This window comes from Kitasatospora herbaricolor, from assembly GCF_030813695.1.
GTDB classification, from domain to species: domain Bacteria; phylum Actinomycetota; class Actinomycetes; order Streptomycetales; family Streptomycetaceae; genus Kitasatospora; species Kitasatospora herbaricolor.
Window position 1 is genome coordinate 3,872,663 of record NZ_JAUSVA010000002.1, and the last position, 17,098, is coordinate 3,889,760.

The following is a 17,098-nucleotide window of genomic DNA, read 5'->3' on the forward strand; positions in this document are numbered from 1 at the left end:
CGGGCAGCCGCCGCTCCGTCAGGCGGTCAGACGTCGGCGGCGGGCGACGCGTGCCCGGCGTGGCCGCCGGACCGCTCCCCGCCGGACCGCTCTGCGCCGGGCCGGGCCGAGGTGAGCCCGGTGAGGGCGGCCCCCGCCCCCGGGTGGCCCGGGTCCAGCCGCAGGGCCCGGCCGAGCGCCTCGGCGGCGCGGGCCCGGTCGCCCAGGCGGGCGGCCGCCTTGCCCAGCACCACCCAGGCCACCACCAGCCCGGGCTCCAGCCGCACCGCGCGCTCCAGCTCGCCCACCGCCTCCCCCAGCGACCCGGCCCGGGCCAGCCGCAGGCCCTCGTTGTAGGCGAGCCGGCCGCGCAGCCGCAGGTGCACCAGCGGCGCGAGATCCTCCTGGCAGCCGGGGCAGCGCAGGCTGTCCGGCGCGGGGGCGAGCCGGCAGAGCGGGCACTGCACGCCGTACCCGGCGCCGTCGTCCTGCCGGGGGATCACCGGCTCGGGGCTGACCGGCGGGGGGATCGAGGTCATCGCGGCCCCGCCTCCTCGGGCCGCACCGGGCCGCTCGGCACCGAGCCGTGGTGCGCGTCGATGTCCTGCCCGGCGAGCGCGTAGCACTCCACCAGGTCGGTCATGCCGGCGTTCACCAGCTCGAAGTTGCCGGTGTCCAGGCCGTCGTCGACGCGCTGCAGGGCCGCCCTGATCTGCTGGGCCAGCGCCGGGCTGACCATGCCCTGGACGACGAACACCCGGCAGTACGTCAGCACCCGGACGGTGTGACCGAGGGCGGCGATCGCCGCGTCCGCCCGCTCGGCGGCGTCCACCGCGGCCGCCTGGTCGCCGGCGTCCCGGGCCGCGTCCAGCTCGGCCCGCAGCCGCTTGAGCTCGTCCAGGTCGTCCGGGCGCAGCAGCCGGTCGCAGCTCTGGATGACCGCGCTCAGGTAGGCGCTGACGCCCCGGACCATCGCCTGCGCCTCCTGGCGCTGCAGCGAGTCGGCCAGCATCTGCTCGGCCGAGCGGCCCTTGACCTGGCCGGCGGCCATGTCGTCGAGCTCGCCGAGCAGGTTCTCGGCGGCTCGGCGCTCCTGCGGGGTGAGCTCCTGCTCCCAGCGCTCGGTGAACTCCGCCACCGCGCGCCGGCGGTCGTCCACCTTGGCCCGCCACTCGGGGTCGAGGACGGTCCGCTGGAGGGTGACGGTCTTCGCCTCGCCGCCCTTGATCCGCACCTCCAGGGTGATGGTGCGGTCGGCGGAGAGCCCGAAGGAGACGGTGATCCGGGCCCGGCCGGTGGCGTCCTCCGGCAGCTTCATGGTGAGCGCGCCGATCAGCTCGTTCTGCTGGGCCACCTCGTGGTCGCCCTCGTAGACGGCGACCTCCAGGCGCCGGCTGCCGCCGCCGGTGGCGAAGAAGTCCTTGTGGACCGGCTCCGCCGTCGGGTAGTTGGTGTTCTTGGGGATGATCACCGCCATCCGGCCGTCGTTGAGCTCGATCCCGAGGTCCTTCGGGGTGATGTCGAAGGGGTTGGCGACCTGCATCCACTCCCCGCAGCCCGAACAGGACTCCGCGCCGGGGGCGTTGAGCACCCCGCAGGCGGCGCAGCGCAGGCCGCCGGTGTCCCGGTCGGCGGCGGCCGGCGCCAGCGACTCGCCGCACAGGCCGCAGGCGGGGGCCCCGGGCGCGGCGGCGGTGCCGCAGCGCGGGCAGCTCCGCACCCCGGCCGCTGCGGCCGGGACCGGCGGCAGTGTCTGGTTCTCGTCGGGGACGGGCGCCGTCCCGCACTTGGGGCACTCGGCGGCCTGCGGGTCGACCGGCAGGAAGCAGCCCTGGCAGGTCGTCCGGGGCTCGCCGAGCAGCGAGTTGCCGCAGCCGGCGCAGTCCGCGGCGGCGAGCGGGTTGTCGGTGCGGCAGGACGGGCAGTCAAGCTCGGCGATCAGCGCGGACTGCACGGCCGCGCCGAGCGCCACGCACTGCATCGGGTTCACGCCGCGGCGGATCCGCTCCGGCCCGAACAGCGCCGCCAGTTCCCGCTCGACCAGCGGGATCGCGGTCGAACCGCCGACCAGCAGGACCTCGTCGATGTCCCCGACGGTCAGGTTGGCCTCCCGGACGGCCTTGCGGGTCAGCTCCAGGGTCCGTTCGATCCGGCCGGCCACCAGTTGCTCGAAGCGCTCCCGCTCCAGCTCGGTCTCCAGGATCAGCCGGCCGCCGCCGAGCCCGGTCAGGTTGAGGTCGGCCACCAGCTGGCTGGACAGCTCGATCTTCGCGCCCTCGGCCGCGCCGTCGATCCTCGGCCGGTCCCGCTGGTCGGGCTGGTAGCCGGCGCCGTGCTCGGCGCGGATCTCCCGCAGCAGCTCCTCGGTGAGCAGCCGGTCGAAGTCGTCGCCGCCCAGCAGGTTGTCGCCCTCGATGCCGAGCACGGACACCGAACCCGGCATCAGCAGCAGGATCGAGATGTCGAAGGTGCCGCCGCCCAGGTCGTAGACGAGGACGGTCCGGCCCTCGTCCCCGAGGTCGCCGGTCATCCCGTAGGCCAGGGCCGCCGCCGTGGGCTCGTTGATGATCCGCAGCACCTGGAACCCGGCCAGCCGGCCGGCCTCCTGGGTCGCGGCCACCTGCCGCTCGCCGAAGTACGCCGGCACGGTGATCACGGCGCGGTGGAACACGTCGCCGGACCGCAGCTCGGCGTCCTCCTTGAGCCTGCGCAGGATGATCGCCGACAACTCGATCGGCGTGTAGGCGCGGCCGTTGAACCAGACGTTGACGTCGCCGTCCTGGCCCGGTGTGACCCGGTAGGCCAGATCCTTCAGCACGGCCTGGACCTGCGGGTCCTTGAACTTGCGGCCGATGAAGCGCTTCACCGAGCGGATGATGTTCTCGGCGTCGGTGGCCACCCGGCCGCGCGCGCTGGAGCCGACCAGCAGCTCACCGCGCTTGCCCCGGCCGACCACCGAGGGGGTGGCCTCCTGGTTCTGCCGGTTGTGGATGATCTCCGGTTCGCCCCGGCGGAGTTGGGCGACCACGGAGTTCGTGGTGCCGAGGTCGATACCGAGCGTCCTGTACACGTCCCTGTCCCCTCACTGCGCCGTCCGTCGGCACTGTGCTGCTGCTGGTCTCAGCCGCCGGTGTTGCCGGTGCCGGTACTGCCGGTGTCGGCGCTGGTGGTGTCGGTGCTGGTGCTGTCGGTGGTGCCACCCGTGCCGGCGCCGCTGCCGCTGCCCGCGGTGGTACGGCGCTTCGCCCGGGACTGCTGCCGCTTCGGCTGCCTGCGGACGGGCCGGGGGCGCTCGGGGGCGAGCGGCTCGGGCGCCGGTTCGGGCACGGGCTCGGCTACGGGTTCGGGTACGGCCTCGGACGCCGCTTCGGGCACGGGCTCGGGCGCCGGCGACTCGTCCGGCAGTTCCCCTGGCAGCTCCTCCGGCAGCTCCTCCGGAAGTACGGAGACCACGACCCGGGCCCGGCGCAGGACTTGGTCCTGCCAGAAGAACCCGGCCTGCACCACCTCGACCACGGTGTCCTCGGGCATCCCAGCGACCGGGGTGGTGGCCACGATCTCCGAGACGGCGGTGTTCGCGAGCCGGTTGTCGAAGCTCATCGGCCGCACCCCGGCCCGGGCCAGCTTGAGCCGCAGCAGCCGCCGGGTCGCCGCCGCCCCCGCCCCCGCCGTGGCAGGGGCGCCGAGCAGGCGTTCGGGGTACGGCCCGGGCTGGAGTTCGGGGCCGGCGATGGCGCCGAGCGCGTCGTCGACCTCCAGCAGGCCGAGCAGGAGGTCGCGCAGGCCGCTCTCGGCCTCCCTGGCCTCCTCGGCACGCTTGCGCTGGGCGAAGGCGCTGCGGAAGAGCAGCTTGCCGAAGGCGTCCGCGAGGTCCACGTCCGCGGCGCCGGGCGGTACCGGCAGCGGCTGTTCGTCGATGGCCAGCGGGTCGGCGCCGGCAGGGAGCCGGGCACCGGGGATCTGCGCCCCGGGACTCTGCGCTCCCAGGCTCCGTGCTTCCGGGCCCTGCCCGGCCGGGAGGCCGTCCGCGGGCAGGTCCGCAGCCGGGCGCCCGGTGTCCGTCCCGGTCATTCGGGCACCTCCACCGGTGGCAGCACGGCGAGGGTGACGGCGTACCGGTCCACCGCCTCGAAGGGCGGCGGCTCGCCGGCGGGCGGGCGCCAGGCGCCCGTCACCTCGTCCGGGCGGATCACCACGAGGGCCTCCAGGGGCGGGAGTCCGAGCTCCTGCACGGGCGGCAGGAAGGTCTCGGGGGCGGCGTCGGCGAAGGTCTCGGCGAGGGCGGTCGGCCACTGGGCCGGCGCCGGGGCCTGGATGTCGAGGGCCAGTCGCCGGTCGGGGTTGCGCAGGGTCGCGGCGGCGGCGTTGACCTCGCGCGGACTGTGCCGGCGGGCCCGGATGGCCTTGAGGTGGGCCGCCTTGATCTCGGCCGCCCCGGCCCGGAGCGGGATCCCGAGGATGTCGTACGCGGTCTCATCGGGCAGTGGCACGACGGTCTCCTGTCCCCATCAGCGCATCCTGGCCAACTGGGTGTTGAGCATCATCAGTTCGGTGTTGTAGGGATCGATCTCCAGGCCTTCGCGAACCGCCCGGCGGGCGCCGTACAGGTCCCGCCGGTTGGCCAGCGCGACCGCCTGGATCCGGTAGCAGAGGGCCAGTTGCTGCCGGGTGTCGGCCAGGTCGAGGACCTCCAGGGACTTCTTGAGCAGGGCGACCGCCCGGGTGAAGTCGTTCGCGTTGGCCCGGTCGACGCCGTGGTTGCGCAGCGTCCAGGCCAGCGCCTCGCGGGTCTGCGCGTCGTCCTCGTACCAGCGGGCCTCCTCCAGCAGGCCGATGCGTTCCGCGGGCCGGCTCTTGAACTCCTCGCCCAGGGCGTGGTTGTGCAGCATCACGCCGAGGATCCGGCGGCCCTCGGCGCGGGCGTCGACGATGTCCTTCTCGGGGTCGAGCACCACGGCCTGGGTCGCGGCGGCGAGCGCCGGGGCGCGGTCCCGGGCGAGGGCGAGCTTGCGGCCCTTGCGGTACAGGACGCCGGACAGCGCGCGGCGGGTGTCGTCGCTGTCCGCGAGCGTCAGTGCCTCGCGCAGCAGTTCCTCGGCCTGGGCGAAGTCGCTGTCCCGGCCCTCGTCCATCAGGGCGCCGGCCCGGTTGCCCAGGACGGTGCCCGCCGTCCGCCGGACGAGTTCGTCGTCGGGGGTGAACTCCAGGGCCAGCCGGACGAGCCGCAGTGCCTCGGCGTAGTCCCGCTGCTCGTTGTTGACCTTGCGGCCGAGCTGCAGGTAGCTGGCCCCCAGGTTCTGCCGGACGCCGTGGTGGCCTGGGGCGAGGGCGAGGGCCTGCTCCAGCAGGGCCACCGCGCCGGCGTGGTTCTCGCTGTCCTCGGCCAGCAGCGACCGGACGCCCTGGAGCGCGGCGTCCGCGATCTGCTCGCGGCGGGTGCCGAGGGCGGCGCCGCCGGCCGCGGCCCTGGTCCAGCTGTCCAGCGCGGCGGCCCACTCGCGGTGCCGGTGGCGCTCCCCCGCCTGCCGGAGCAGGACCTCGGTCAGCAGGTCGGCGGCTTCCTCGCCCTCCAGGCCGGCCAGGGCCGACACGGCGTCCTCGTAGAGGCCCTGCTCCAGCAGGTGGTGCTGGACGCCGAGCGGGGAGAGCAGCGCGGCGAGCCGGGCGAGGCCGTCGCCGCCGCGGGCGGCGAGGGCGGAGTCCAGAGGGCCGGTCCAGGCCGGCCCCGCGGGTTGCTCCCGGATCCGGGCGAGCAGCAGCGGGCCGCAGGCGAGCCCGGCCGGTCCGTGGCCGGCCTGGGCGGCCCGGGCCATCTCCTCGGCGGCCTGCAGTTCGAGGCTCCACCGGACGTCCAGGGCGGTGCCGGCGGCCTGGTCGGCCGGGCCGTCGGCGGCTTCGGCCTCCCGCAGGTCGCGGCCGATCCGCTCGGCCAGGGCCGCGCGGGCGGCGGCGATCTGCTCGGGGCCGGGGGTGCGTCCGGTCCGCTCGGCGAGCAGCTCCCAGAACGCCGGGCTGTGCAGGACGGCGGCCCAGCAGGCGGCCGTCCACTCCCAGTAGGTGCGGCCCGCGCCCGAGGCGGCCAGCCGGTGGGCGGCCAGGGCCAGGGCGTGGATCGCGGCCAGGTCGCCCGGCGCCTGCTGCCAGGACGCCCGGCGGTGCTCCCAGGCCTGCGGGTGCCGGCCCTCCTGCTCGTCCAGGTCGGCGCGGCGCTCGGCCAGCAGTTGCTTGCCGCGCAGGCCGGTCGGGTGGGCGGGGGCGAGTTCGAGGGTCAGGTCGAGCTGCTGCTCGGCCTCCTCGTAGCGCTGCTCGCGGGCCGCCCGGACGGCCAGCGCGAACCGGATCCCGGCCAGGGCGGCCCGGGCGGCCCGGTCCTGGCCGGCCTCGCCGTAGGCCTGGGCGGCGCCGGCCAGGTCGCCGCGCTCGGCGCGGAGCAGGGCCGCCGTCCGGCGGGCGACGGGGTCGGCGGGTGCCCAGCGGGTGAGGGCGGCCTCCGCCCGGTCGAGGTCGCCGGCCCGGCGGGCGGCGTCGAGCAGGGCGGCGGTGACCGGCGCCAGGCAGCTGCGGCAGCGGGCGGCCGGGGTGGCGGTCGAGGTCCGGGATGCGGTCGAGGTCCCCGAGGCGGCCGGGGTCGTGCCCGGGGCTTCGGCCGGGGAGCCGGGCGGCAGGACGGCGGCGTGGTCGTGGCAGCAGGGCCGCCCGCACTGGCCGCACCGGACGGTGGACGGGGCCGTGCAGCCCCCGGCGGCCCCGTCGCCGGAGGCGCCGCCAGCGACGGCAGCACCGTGGGCGGCACCCTCCCCGACGGCACAGCGCAGCGCCGGGACGCCGGGTTCGCCGCCCGGGAGGTCGCCGGGCTCCGGCCCCGGGTCCAGCGCGTGCGCGTACAGGGCGGCGGCGCGGGCCCAGCTGCCGGCCCGGGCGGCGAGCGCGCCGCGCAGCACGGCTTCGGCCGGGTCCCGCGGGAACGCCTCGGCGGCGTCCGGCGCGGCCGTCCCGCCGGGGCCGGGTCGCTCGGCCCCGGCCTGCTCCCCGAGCAGCGCGACCGCGAGTGCCGGGCGGCCCTGCAGCAGCCGGGCCAGCGCGAGGTGATGACGCCCCCGGGGCGTGAGAAGGCGCTGCCCCAGGGGCCGGAGCAGGTCCACGACGACGGCGGCGTCACCGCGGAGGAGTGCCGGCACGGCGAGCAGGTGGGTGGCGCGGGCGTCCTCGGGGTCGGACAGCAGGGCGATCCGCAGCAGGCGGGTGATCCGGCGGCGGGCCAGGTCGTCGGTGGGCCGGGCGAGCAACGCGGTGCCGCCCTCGCGCAGCGCGGCCTCGGCGACGAGCGCCGGCCAGGTCGCGGCGGCCGGGTGGGTGCCGTCCGGGTGGAGCTCCCGGCAGCTCTCCCAGAGTTCGCGGGCCCGGGCGTGGTCGCCGGCGGCCAGGGCGCGCCGGGCCAGGTGGTCCCGGGCGGTGGCGAGGTTGCGGGCCACGGCGGGGATCTGCTCCAGGCCGGCCCAGGACTCGGCGGCGGCGGCCGGGTCGCCGAGGGCGGCGTGGGCGAGGCCGCGGTGGTGCTCGGCCTCGGCGGTCCGCAGGCCGTCGAGGAAGTGCAGGGCCTGGGCGGGCTGGGCGGCGGCCGCGAGCGCGGCGCCGAGTCTGACCCGGCCCGGCTCCCAGCCGGGGGTACGGGCGAGCCCGGCCTGGTACTGGGCGACGGCGGTGGCGGGGTCGGCGGCCCGTTCGGCCAGCAGTCCCAGGCCGAAGCGGGCGGGCGCGTGGTCGGCGTCGGCCCGCAGCGCGGCCTCGAAGCAGGCCCCGGCGGCGGCGTCGTCCTGCTCGGCGACGGCCAGCACGCCGCGCGCGTAGTGGGTGCGCGGGTCGTCCGGACCCTCCCGGACGGCGGCGTCGAGGTCGGCGCGGGCCCGGACCGGATCGCCCGCCTCGCGGTGCGCGATGCCGCGCTGCAGCGGGACCTCCCGGCGCAGCCGCTCCCCCAGGGTCCAGGGCGACGGCGTGCCGGGCGGGCGGCGGGCGGCCTCGTCCAGGGCCTGGACGGCCTCCGGGTGGCGGCCCTGTCCGGCCAGCAGCACGCCCAGCCGGAACCAGATCTCGGCACTGCCGGTGACCGCGCCGCCGGCCGTGGCCCGGCCGGTGGCGACCAGCAGGGTGGCCTCGGCGTCGGCAGGGCGGCCGCCGGCGCGCTGGGCCGCGCTGCGGGCGAGCACCGCCCATTCCAGGCCGGGGGCGGCCAGCAGCACCCGGCGGGCGAGGTCCGCCACCTCCGCGTGGCCGCGCCGGCGGGCGGCCAGGCAGCGTTGCTGGAGGTACCCGTCGACCGGACCGGCCGCCTGCCCGGGGGCGGCCGCCAGGGCGGCGAGCACGATGTCGAGCTCCTCCGCCCCGGCCCCGGCGTCCGGGGCGGCGCCGGCGGCGATGTCCTCGGCCAGCGCGAGGAGCGCCTCGGGCGGGAGCTCGGTGAGGGCGAAGGCCTCGCGGTAGAGCCGGAGGGCGGCCGGTCCGTCGCCCAGGGCGGCGGTGCAGAGGCCCTGGCCGACCAGCGCGTTGCCGCGGCCCTTGCGCAGTGTCGGGCTGAGGACGGCGCCGACCAGCCGTTCGGCGAGCTTGCGGTAGGCGCGCAGGGCCTGCGGGGTCCGGCCGGCGGCCCGCGCGGCATCGGCCGCGGCGAGGAGTTCGGCGCATTGGTCGGCCCGGGTGACCGGGCGGCTCGCGGCCCGGCTGCGGAGCCCGGCCCAGACCAGCAGAGCGATCACCGGCAGCAGGACGAGAAGGATCGTCATCGCCGCATCCGGGCGTGGCTGCGCCCATCCGTCGCACTCAACGGACCCCCCTCAGCTGCCGTCTCGGCTGTCTCCCCCGGTGCGGCCCGCGCCAGGCCGGTCGCCCGTCCAGGTGCGCGGGAGCACCACGAAAACATCTTGCCGGGCAATCGGCCGGAGCGGAGATCTCTTCCCGAAATCACCCCAAAATCCTTGGTGCCCAATTGGTTTGTCGATCAGTCATATTGTGGCCGGTCGGCGTTTCAGAGCTGGTCAGGGCCTTGGTTCGGGGCCTTGGTTCAGAGACGTGATTCAGGGCCTCGGTGGTGCCAGGACCTCGGAGACGGTCAGGGCGCCGGAGACGGTCAGGGCGCCGGAGACGGTCAGGGCCTCGGGTCGGTGACCTGGCCGAGGAAGAGCGGCTGCCCGGTGGCGGTGTCCCGGATCAGGAAGACGAACGGGCGGTCGACGTGCAGCTCGACGGCCGGCGTCGGGATCGCCGCGGCGACCGCGGCGATCCCGACGCCGCTGCCCGCGGCGGCGACCGTGCCGTCCTCGTCCACGGCGACGGTCGCCTTCTGCACCACGGCGTCCACCTTCAGCCGCTCCTGCTCGCCGGGGCCCGGGATGCCGCCGAGGTCGGCTGCGTCGAAGGCGGTGTTCACCCCGAGCGAGCGCAGTGGCCCGACGAGGTTGTTCGAGGTCTCGAAGGTGAAGCGGGGCAGGGTCAGGTCGACCTGCCTTTCGGCGAGGCCGCCGAGGATCCGGTCGAGTTGCGGGGCGTCCAGGCCGTGGACGAAGCCTTCGAACCCGCCCTGCGCGGGGACCACCACGTCCATCGCCAGATTGCCTCCGGCGTAGGGGAGTTCGACGGCCTGCCAGGGCTGCCCGGCGATCCCGCCGGAGCCCTCGGCGTAGCGCAGCACGGCGTTGCGGCCCATCGTGCTGACGGCGGCGGCGTTGCCGTCGGGCCGGTGGAACGGCTGGTCCGAGGTGTGGGAGTGCTGGAAGGGCTCGCGCCACTTCGCCTTGAGGTAGAGGGCGTCGGTGAGGACGAGCCGGGTGTCCGGGGTGATGTCGCGCGGGCCGAAGAGGTCCTTGATCCGCCCCTCGGTGTCCTTCTCGACGAGTGCGTCGACCGCCTGGCGGGAGCCGGCCGGGTCGGTCCTGAAGTCGGTGGTGCGCACGCCCGTGCCGAAGGCGGCGGCGAGGGTGGCGAGGTAGCCGGGGTCGAGGGTGAAGCCCTGCTGGGCCCAGAGCGTGTCGGACCTCCGCAGCACCGCCGCGTCCTTGCCCTCGGCCGGGCGGGACTGCCGGTCGAGCGCACCCGTCGCCACCGCGTACTGGGTGGCGGTGAGTCCGGTGTGCAGCGCCTTGGACAGCTCGTCCGCCGTGGCGCCGCGCGCACCGGGCAGCACCATGGCCAGGACGGTGGCCAGGCCGGAGGGCGAGAGCACCAGGTTGCCCCCGCCGCCGGCGGCCGTCAGTGCCCGGTAGAGGTCGACGCCGAAGGCGTTGGTGGCGGCGGCGGTGGCCGCGACCTGCCCGGGGTCGGCGCTCACGGGGGTGGCGGGCGCGGAGGCGCGGACCACGGAAGTGGCCGGGGCCGCGCCGGGGCCCGCCGTACTGCCGCAGGCCGCGAGCGGGGCCGCGGAGAGGACGGCCGCGAGGAGGAGCACCGCCGGGCGGCGGGTCCGGCGGGTCCGAGTGGTCCGACTGGTCCGACTGGTCCGACTGGTCATGGCGGGTGTTCCCGTCCTGGATCGGGGCGCCGGTCGGGACCCGGCGCCGGTACCGGCGGATTCGCCTGTCGGCGGTTCGACGCGGGCGCCCCCGGTCCGGTTCCGGACGCATTCCGGGCCTGAAGCGGGCCGGGGCGCGGGCGCGGGCCCGGCGCGCCCGGCCGTGACCGCGCCCGGGCCCGCCTACCCTGGCGCCATGGCCGCGCCGAAGACCACCAGGACCACCGCCGACGTCGGGGAGTTCCTCGCCGCGGTGGCGGACGATCGGCGCCGGGCCGACGCCCAGGCGCTCTGCGCGCTGATGGCCGAGGCCACCGGCGCGGCGCCGGCCATGTGGGGCGGCGCGATCGTCGGCTTCGGGACGTACCACTACCGCTACGCGAGCGGCCGGGAGGGCGACTGGCCGCCGGTCGGGCTGGCGCCGCGCAAGCAGGCGCTGACGCTGTACGTCGCCGAGGGCTTCGACCGGCACGCCGGTCTGCTGGCCCGGCTGGGTCCGGTGACCACCGGCAAGGGGTGCCTCTACATCAAGCGGCTGGCCGAGGTGGACGCCGAGGCCCTGCGCGAGCTGGTGAAGGCGGCCTTCGACCGCTTCGACGGCACCACCGTCACCGGCTGACCGGGCGGCGCCACGGCGCCAGCACCCCGGCCCGCCGCCCTTTCACCGCCTGTCCGACCCGCACCGCGCCGCGCCGCCGATGTGCGCAGCCCCCCCCGGCCGCCGGTCAGTCCTGGTCCCAGAGCGCGCCGAGGGTCAGCAACTCGTCACGGTGCTCGATCCGCTCCACCCACTCGGCCGGCCAGGCGCCGGCACCGTGGTGGGCTCCCGCGAAGGCGCCGGCCAGGCAGGCCAGCGAGTCGGAGTCCCCGGAGGACCAGGCCGCCCGGCGGACGGCCGCCACCGGGTCGTCCGGGAACAGCAGGAAGCAGAGCAGGCCGGTGGCGAAGGCCTCCTCGGCGGTCCAGCCCTCGCCGGTGGCCAGGCAGGGGTCGGCCTCCGGGTCGGGGGCGGCCAGCGCGGCGTCCAGCCGGTCCAGGACCCCCAGGCAGTCGTCCCAGCCCCGGGTGATGAAGCTCTCCGCCGACCGGTCCTGGGCCCGGTCGGCGAGGTCGCCGAGCCAGTACGCGTCGTACCTGTTCCGGTGCGCCAGCGCGTACGCCCGGAGCAGCGCGGGGAGTTCGGCCGGCGCCGCCCCGCGGGCGAGCAGGCGCACGGCGTACGCGGTGAGGTCGCTCGCGGCCAGTGCGGTGGGGTGGCCGTGGGTGAGCGCGGACTGCAACTGCGCGGCTCCGGCGTACTGCTCCTCGGACAGTCCGGGCAGCAGGCCGACCGGCGCGACCCGCATGTTGGCGCCGCAGCCCTTGGACCCCACGTCCGTGGCGTCCTGCCAGCGCCGCCCGTCCCGCAGCCGCTCGCAGGAGCCCAGGCAGGTCATGCCGGGCGCCCGGTTGTTGTCCGGCGAACGCCACCAGTCGACGAACTCCTCCCGGACAGGCCGCTCCAGGCGCAGCGGCCCGAGCGGGCCGCGCTCCAGCGCGGTGCGCAGCCCGCGGGCCAGCGCCAGCGTCATCTGGGTGTCGTCGGTGACCAGCGCCCGCTTCGGCAGGGGCAGTTCGCGCCAGTCGGGGTAGTCCGCCGCGATCCGCTCGACCGGCTGGAACTCGGTCGGACGGCCCATCGCGTCGCCGATCGCCAGGCCCAGCAGCGTGCCGGTGGCGGCCTTCTTCATCCGGTGTCCCCCTACATCTCGACCAGCAGCTCCTTGAGCCCCCGGATCACGTACCCGGGCTGCCACTCGGGCTCGCGCACGAGGCGCAGCCCGGGGGCCCGGCGCAGCAGCGCGCCGTACGACTCGCCGAGCTCCAGTCTGGCGAGCGGGGCGCCCAGGCAGAAGTGGATTCCGGCGCCGAAGGTGATGTGCGGGTTGTCGGCGCGGGCGAGGTCCAGCCGGTCCGGGTCGGTGAAGCGGGCCGGGTCACGGTTGGCGGAGCCGAACAGCAGGGCGATCTCGGAGCCGCGCGGGATGGCGGTGCCGGCCACCTCGATGTCCTCCAGCACCCAGCGCTCGAACATCTGCAGCGGGGTGTCGTAGCGCATCAGCTCCTCCACGGCGGTCGGCAGCAGTTCGTCCACCGAGCGGCGCAGCAGGGCGAGTTGGTCGGGGTTGCGGAACAGTGCCCACCAGCCGTTCCCGGTGGTGTTGACGGTGGCCTCGTGGCCCGCGTTGAGCAGCAGGACGCAGGTGGAGACCAGCTCCTGCTCGGTCAGCGCGTCCGAGCCCTCCTGGGCCCGGATCAACGCGCTGAGCAGGTCGGGGCCGGGCCGGGTGCGGCGCTCGCGGATCAGCCCGCGCAGGTAGTCGGAGAACTCGACGCTGGCGGCGACCGCCCGCCGCCCGGTCTCCTCGGTCGGGTTGAGTTCGAACATGCCGGTGATCGCGGCCGACCAGGGCCGGAGCAGCACCCGGTCCGCCGCGGGGATGCCGAGCATCTCGGCGATCACCGCGACGGGCAGCGGCTCGGCGACGGTGGCGATCAGGTCGCCGCCGCCGTCCGCGAGCAGGGCGCCGACCAGTTCGTCGGCGAGCCGGGCGACGGCGGGCCGCAGTTCCTCGACCATCCGCGGGGTGAAGGCCTTGGCGACCAGCCGCCGGATCCGGGTGTGGTCGGGTGCCTCCAGGTCGAGCAGCCCGTTGTCGTTGAGGGTGTGGAAGGGCTCGTGCGCCGGGTCCGGCGCGGGCCGCCCGAACTCCTCGTGGGTGTAGCGGTGGGTGTAGGTGCGGCCGAGCCGTCGGTCCCGCAGCAGGGCGCCGACGTCCTGGTGCCGTGCGACCAGCCACTGCCCGGTCGGCTCGTAACGGCTCACCGGCGCGTGCTCGCGCAGCGCGGCGTAGGCGTCGTACGGGTGCGCCACGAACTCGGCCGACCAGGGATCGAACATCGCTGTCGTCATGGGTCACTCCCTGCTGGGTCGGGGGAGCCATCCTAAGCAGCCGCGACCCGTCCGGCCGCGGGTCAGGGCCGCCGCGGCCGGATGGTTCGTGCAGCGCGGTCCGGGTACCGGCGCGGGTGCGGGGACCCGCGCCGGTACGGGTGCGGGTGACGACCGCGGCCCGCCCACCGGGTGCGCGGACCGCCCGCCCGCCCGCCCCTGCTCAGGCCTCCGCGAGCAGCCGCCGGACCAGCGCGGGCAGCGCCGTGCCGATCGGTTCGCGGATCACCTCGTCGGCCACCGGGTCGTACGGGGTCGGCTCGGCGTTCATGACGACCAGCCGGGCGCCGCCGTCCAGGGCGACCTGGGCCAGCCCGGCCGCGGGGTACACCTGGAGGGTGCTGCCGATCGCGAGGAAGAGGTCGCAGGCCTTGGCGATGGCCTCGGCCTGGGCCAGCACCACCGGGTCCAGCGCCTCACCGAACATCACCGTCGCCGGCTTGAGGACGCCGCCGCAGGCCGCGCACGGCGGGTCCGGCTCGCCGGCCGCCACCCGGTCCAGCACCTCGCCCATCGGGCCTCGGGTACGACACCGTACGCACTGCACCTCCCGTGCGGTGCCGTGCAGTTCGAGCACCTTGCGGGCGGGCAGGCCGGAGCGTCGGTGCAGTCCGTCCACGTTCTGGGTGAGGATCCGGACGGGGAGTCCGGCGCGCTCCAGTTCGGCCAGCGCGAGGTGACCGGCGTTGGGCTCGGCCGCCAGTGCCCCGGCGTCGCGGCGCATCAGCCAGGCCCGGCGGCGGACGTCCGGATCGGCCAGGTAGGGGCCGATGGTGACCAGCTGTTGGGCGTCCGGGTCGCGCTGCCAGACACCGTTCGGGCCCCGGTAGTCGGGGATGCCCGAGTCGGTGGAGATACCGGCACCGGTGAGGACGGCGATCAGGGGACGCTTCGCGTTCATGCCCGGACGGTACGGGCAGGGCGGGTGCGGCCGCCACCGGGTAAACGGCCGTCCGGCAGGGGCCCGTAGGGTGGTTCGGGCGCGCGCCCGCCGCTCCAGCGGCCCCGCCGGGTGCCCCGGGGCCGGCCGCGGGATTCGTCGAGGCACCGGCGCACCGTCCGCTACCGTGGGCCCGTGACCAGCGCCGACGCCCTGATGACCTGGCTGACCGCCCGCACCGCCGAGCAGCTGACCGAGCTCCTCGAACAGCGCCGGCTGCCGTGGACCGGCGCCGCCGGCCTGGACGACCCCGCCCGGCTCGCCGAGCACCTGCTGGGGAACGCGTCGGTCGCCACCGCCCTGACCGGGCTGAACACCGCCGAGACCCAGGTGCTGACCGCGATCGCGGTGCTCGCGGAGCGGCTGCACGGGCCCGCCCCGCGCGCCGCCGGCCCGGCCGGGCTTTCCGGCTTCGCCGGGACGCAGGCCGCCTACCGTCAGGGCTTCGGCGGCGGCACCGGTGCCGACCCCGCCGAGCGGGCCGTGCCGCGCTCGCTGCTGCTCGAAACGCTGGGCAAGCGGGCCACCGTCGAGCTGGAGGCGCTCGCCGGGCGCGCGCTGCTGCTGCCCCCGCACGGCGACCTGCTGATCGTGCCCGCGCTGCTGCACGAGCGGGTGCCCGAGCTGCGGGGCCTCGGCCGGCCGGCCGGCGTCCTGCTCACCGCGGCCTACCGGGCGGGCGAGATCGCCCGGATCGCGGACGGCCTCGGCCTGCCGCCGAGCCGCAACCGGGACCAGGCACAGAGCCTGGTCGAGCAGCACCTGCGGGACGAGGGACGGCTGCGCGCCACCCTGGCCGAGGCCCCGCCGGAGGCCGCCGCCCTGCTGGCCGCGCTGGCCGCCGGTCCGCCCCGGGTACGCGCCTACTGCTTCGTGAGCGACACCGGCGGCTACTACGGGTCGGGCGGCAAGTTCCTGTTCCGGCCGGACGGTTCGGGCGACCCGGGCGCCGACTGGCTCGCCGACCGCGGCCTGCTGGTACCGGTCGGCCCGGACCTCGCCGAGCTGCCGCGCGAGGCCGCCCTGGCGCTGCGCGACCCGGACGCCCCGCCGCCGTACGACCCGCTGCCGCCGGCCGTCCTCGGGCTCGTCCCGCTGCCGGCCGGTTGGGCGGGTGAGGCCCAGGCCACGGCCACCGCCACCGCTTCCCGGGTCGAGCTGCTGCTCCGCTCCACGGCCGCGCAGCCCCTGGCCGTCCGCAAGGCCGGCGGCGTCGCCGTGCGCGACACCCGGCGGCTGGCCAGGGCGAGCGGCTCCTCCGAGGAGCAGGCCCGGTTGTGGCTGGACCTCGCGGCCAACGCCGGCCTGGTCGCACCGCACCGGGACGCCCCGCCGCCGACCCGCGGCCGCCGGCCGGCGCCGCCGCAGCCCGCCCGGGTCCTGCCCACGGCGCGCTACGACGAATGGCTGGTCGCACCGCCGGCCGGCCGGCTGGTGCCGCTGATCGCCACCTGGGCCGTCACCCCCGAGGTGTTCGGCCACCGGCCGGGCGCGGAGGAGACCCCGGTCGCCCTGGTCACCCCGCAGGACCGGTACGCCGTGCCGCTGCGGCACGCCCTGCTGGAGGCCCTGGCCCGGCTCCCCGACGGGTACGGGCTCGGCCCGGCGGCTGCCACCGGCGACCAGGCCCTCGGCCGGCTGCTGGCCACCGCGGCCTGGTACAGGCCCGGCCTGCTCGACGAGGCGGACCGCCCCGGGGCGGTCCCGCCGGCCGGCGGAACGAACACCGGAGCGATGACCGGGGCGGCCGGCGGCGCGGCGCCGCCCGGGGCGGACGCCCTGGGCCGGGCCGCCGCGACCCTTCGTGAGGCCGAACTGCTGGGCGTGGTCGCGCACGGCGCGCTCACGCCGGTCGGCCACGCGGTGCTCGCCCTGCTCCGGGCCGGCGCCGACCGCTGGTTCCCGGCCGTCCCGGGCACCGGTGTCCGGCTGACCCGGCACCCGGCGCTGAGCGCGGCCGTGGACGGCCTGCGCGCCGCGCTGGCCGACCTCGTCCCGCCGCCGCGGACCACCGCCCGCTTCCAGGCCGACCTGACCGCCGTGGTCGCCGGCTCCGCCGCGCCCGAACTCACCGAGTTGCTCTCCTCGGTGGCCGACCGCGAGTCCGAGGGCCACGCCGTGGTGTGGCGGATCGGCCCGGCCTCCGTCCGCCGCGCGCTGGACGCCGGGTCCGACGCCACGGAGCTGGCCGCCGGGCTGGCCGAGGTCTCCGAGGGCGGCCTGCCGCTCCCGCAGGCGCTGGAGTACCTGCTCAAGGACACCGCCCGCACCCACGGCCGGATGCGGGTGGTGCGCAGCGCCTGCTGCGTCCGCTCGGACGACGAGGCGCTGGTGCTGGAACTGTCCAAGGTCCGCTCGCTGGCCCGGATCGGCCTGCGCCGGATCGCGCCCACCGTGCTGATCAGCACCGCGCCGCCGGAGGAGACCCTGGCGGCGCTGCGGACGGCCGGCTACGCGCCCGTGCTGGAGGCGGAGACCGGGACGACCGTGGTGGAGCGGGCCGCCGAGGAGCGGGCGGAGAACCCGATGCCCTCGCTGGCGCAGGCCCACCGGTTCCTGGGCCGCGGTCCCGGCACCCCCGCGGCGCTGGCGGCGGCGGTGCTGGGCCTCGGGGCGGGCGCGCCGGCGGAGGACTGACCTCCGTCCGGCCGCCCGGCCCCCGGGCCGGCGCCCTGAGGCCCTGCGC

At 77.0% G+C, this 17,098-nt stretch carries 11 protein-coding genes; 2 read left to right on the forward strand and 9 right to left on the reverse strand.

Features of this window, described 5'->3' with window-relative positions:
* Nucleotides 1-26: 26 nt before the first annotated feature.
* The 6 genes from J2S46_RS17255 to J2S46_RS17280 all read right to left on the reverse strand — a co-directional run bounded on the left by J2S46_RS17255 (nt 27) and on the right by J2S46_RS17280 (nt 10,480).
* A complete protein-coding gene (locus J2S46_RS17255) occupies nt 27-518 on the reverse strand; it encodes a tetratricopeptide repeat protein (RefSeq protein WP_191289649.1) in 492 nt (163 codons plus the stop codon).
* The gene (locus J2S46_RS17260; protein WP_191289648.1) at nt 515-3,049 is read right to left on the reverse strand and encodes an Hsp70 family protein; all 2,535 of its coding nucleotides are present in this window, start codon (nt 3,047-3,049) and stop codon (nt 515-517) included. Before J2S46_RS17260 ends, J2S46_RS17255 begins: the two co-directional genes overlap by 4 nt.
* 50 nt (nt 3,050-3,099) lie before the next feature.
* Nucleotides 3,100-4,050, reverse strand: coding sequence for a nucleotide exchange factor GrpE (gene grpE / locus J2S46_RS17265; RefSeq protein ID WP_191289647.1), 951 nt, complete (start codon nt 4,048-4,050; stop codon nt 3,100-3,102).
* Nucleotides 4,047-4,469: a J domain-containing protein gene (locus J2S46_RS17270; RefSeq protein ID WP_191289646.1), complete on the reverse strand. Its 423-nt coding sequence runs from the start codon at nt 4,467-4,469 to the stop codon at nt 4,047-4,049. The genes grpE and J2S46_RS17270 overlap by 4 nt, the downstream gene beginning before the upstream one ends.
* Nucleotides 4,470-4,487: 18 nt before the next feature.
* Nucleotides 4,488-8,759, reverse strand: a complete 4,272-nt coding sequence (locus J2S46_RS17275) for a tetratricopeptide repeat protein (RefSeq protein WP_191289645.1) — start codon at nt 8,757-8,759, stop codon at nt 4,488-4,490.
* Nucleotides 8,760-9,121: 362 nt separating this feature from the next.
* Entirely contained in the window at nt 9,122-10,480 is a 1,359-nt protein-coding gene (locus tag J2S46_RS17280) for a serpin family protein (RefSeq protein WP_191289644.1), read from the reverse strand.
* A 196-nt stretch (nt 10,481-10,676) separates the two neighbouring features.
* On the opposite strand from J2S46_RS17280, the gene J2S46_RS17285 reads away from it, so the two are divergent.
* Nucleotides 10,677-11,099 (forward strand): DUF1801 domain-containing protein, encoded by a 423-nt coding sequence (locus tag J2S46_RS17285; protein WP_191289643.1) that lies wholly within the window; start codon nt 10,677-10,679, stop codon nt 11,097-11,099.
* Between the two features lie 106 nt (nt 11,100-11,205).
* Here J2S46_RS17285 and J2S46_RS17290 read toward each other — a convergent pair whose 3' ends face one another.
* The 3 genes from J2S46_RS17290 to J2S46_RS17300 all read right to left on the reverse strand — a co-directional run bounded on the left by J2S46_RS17290 (nt 11,206) and on the right by J2S46_RS17300 (nt 14,373).
* A complete protein-coding gene (locus J2S46_RS17290) occupies nt 11,206-12,210 on the reverse strand; it encodes an ADP-ribosylglycohydrolase family protein (protein WP_191289642.1) in 1,005 nt (334 codons plus the stop codon).
* An 11-nt stretch (nt 12,211-12,221) separates the two neighbouring features.
* Nucleotides 12,222-13,433 carry a cytochrome P450 gene (locus tag J2S46_RS17295; RefSeq protein WP_229912638.1) on the reverse strand — a complete coding sequence of 404 codons (1,212 nt, stop codon included), beginning with the start codon at nt 13,431-13,433 and terminating at the stop codon, nt 12,222-12,224.
* 202 nt (nt 13,434-13,635) lie between these two features.
* The gene (locus tag J2S46_RS17300; protein WP_191289641.1) at nt 13,636-14,373 is read right to left on the reverse strand and encodes an SIR2 family NAD-dependent protein deacylase; all 738 of its coding nucleotides are present in this window, start codon (nt 14,371-14,373) and stop codon (nt 13,636-13,638) included.
* Between the two features lie 174 nt (nt 14,374-14,547).
* Here J2S46_RS17300 and J2S46_RS17305 point away from each other — a divergent pair, with 174 nt between their 5' ends.
* On the forward strand, nt 14,548-17,049 hold the full coding sequence (locus J2S46_RS17305; protein ID WP_191289640.1) for a helicase-associated domain-containing protein: 2,502 nt from the start codon (nt 14,548-14,550) through the stop codon (nt 17,047-17,049).
* The last annotated feature ends 49 nt before the right edge of the window (nt 17,050-17,098 follow it).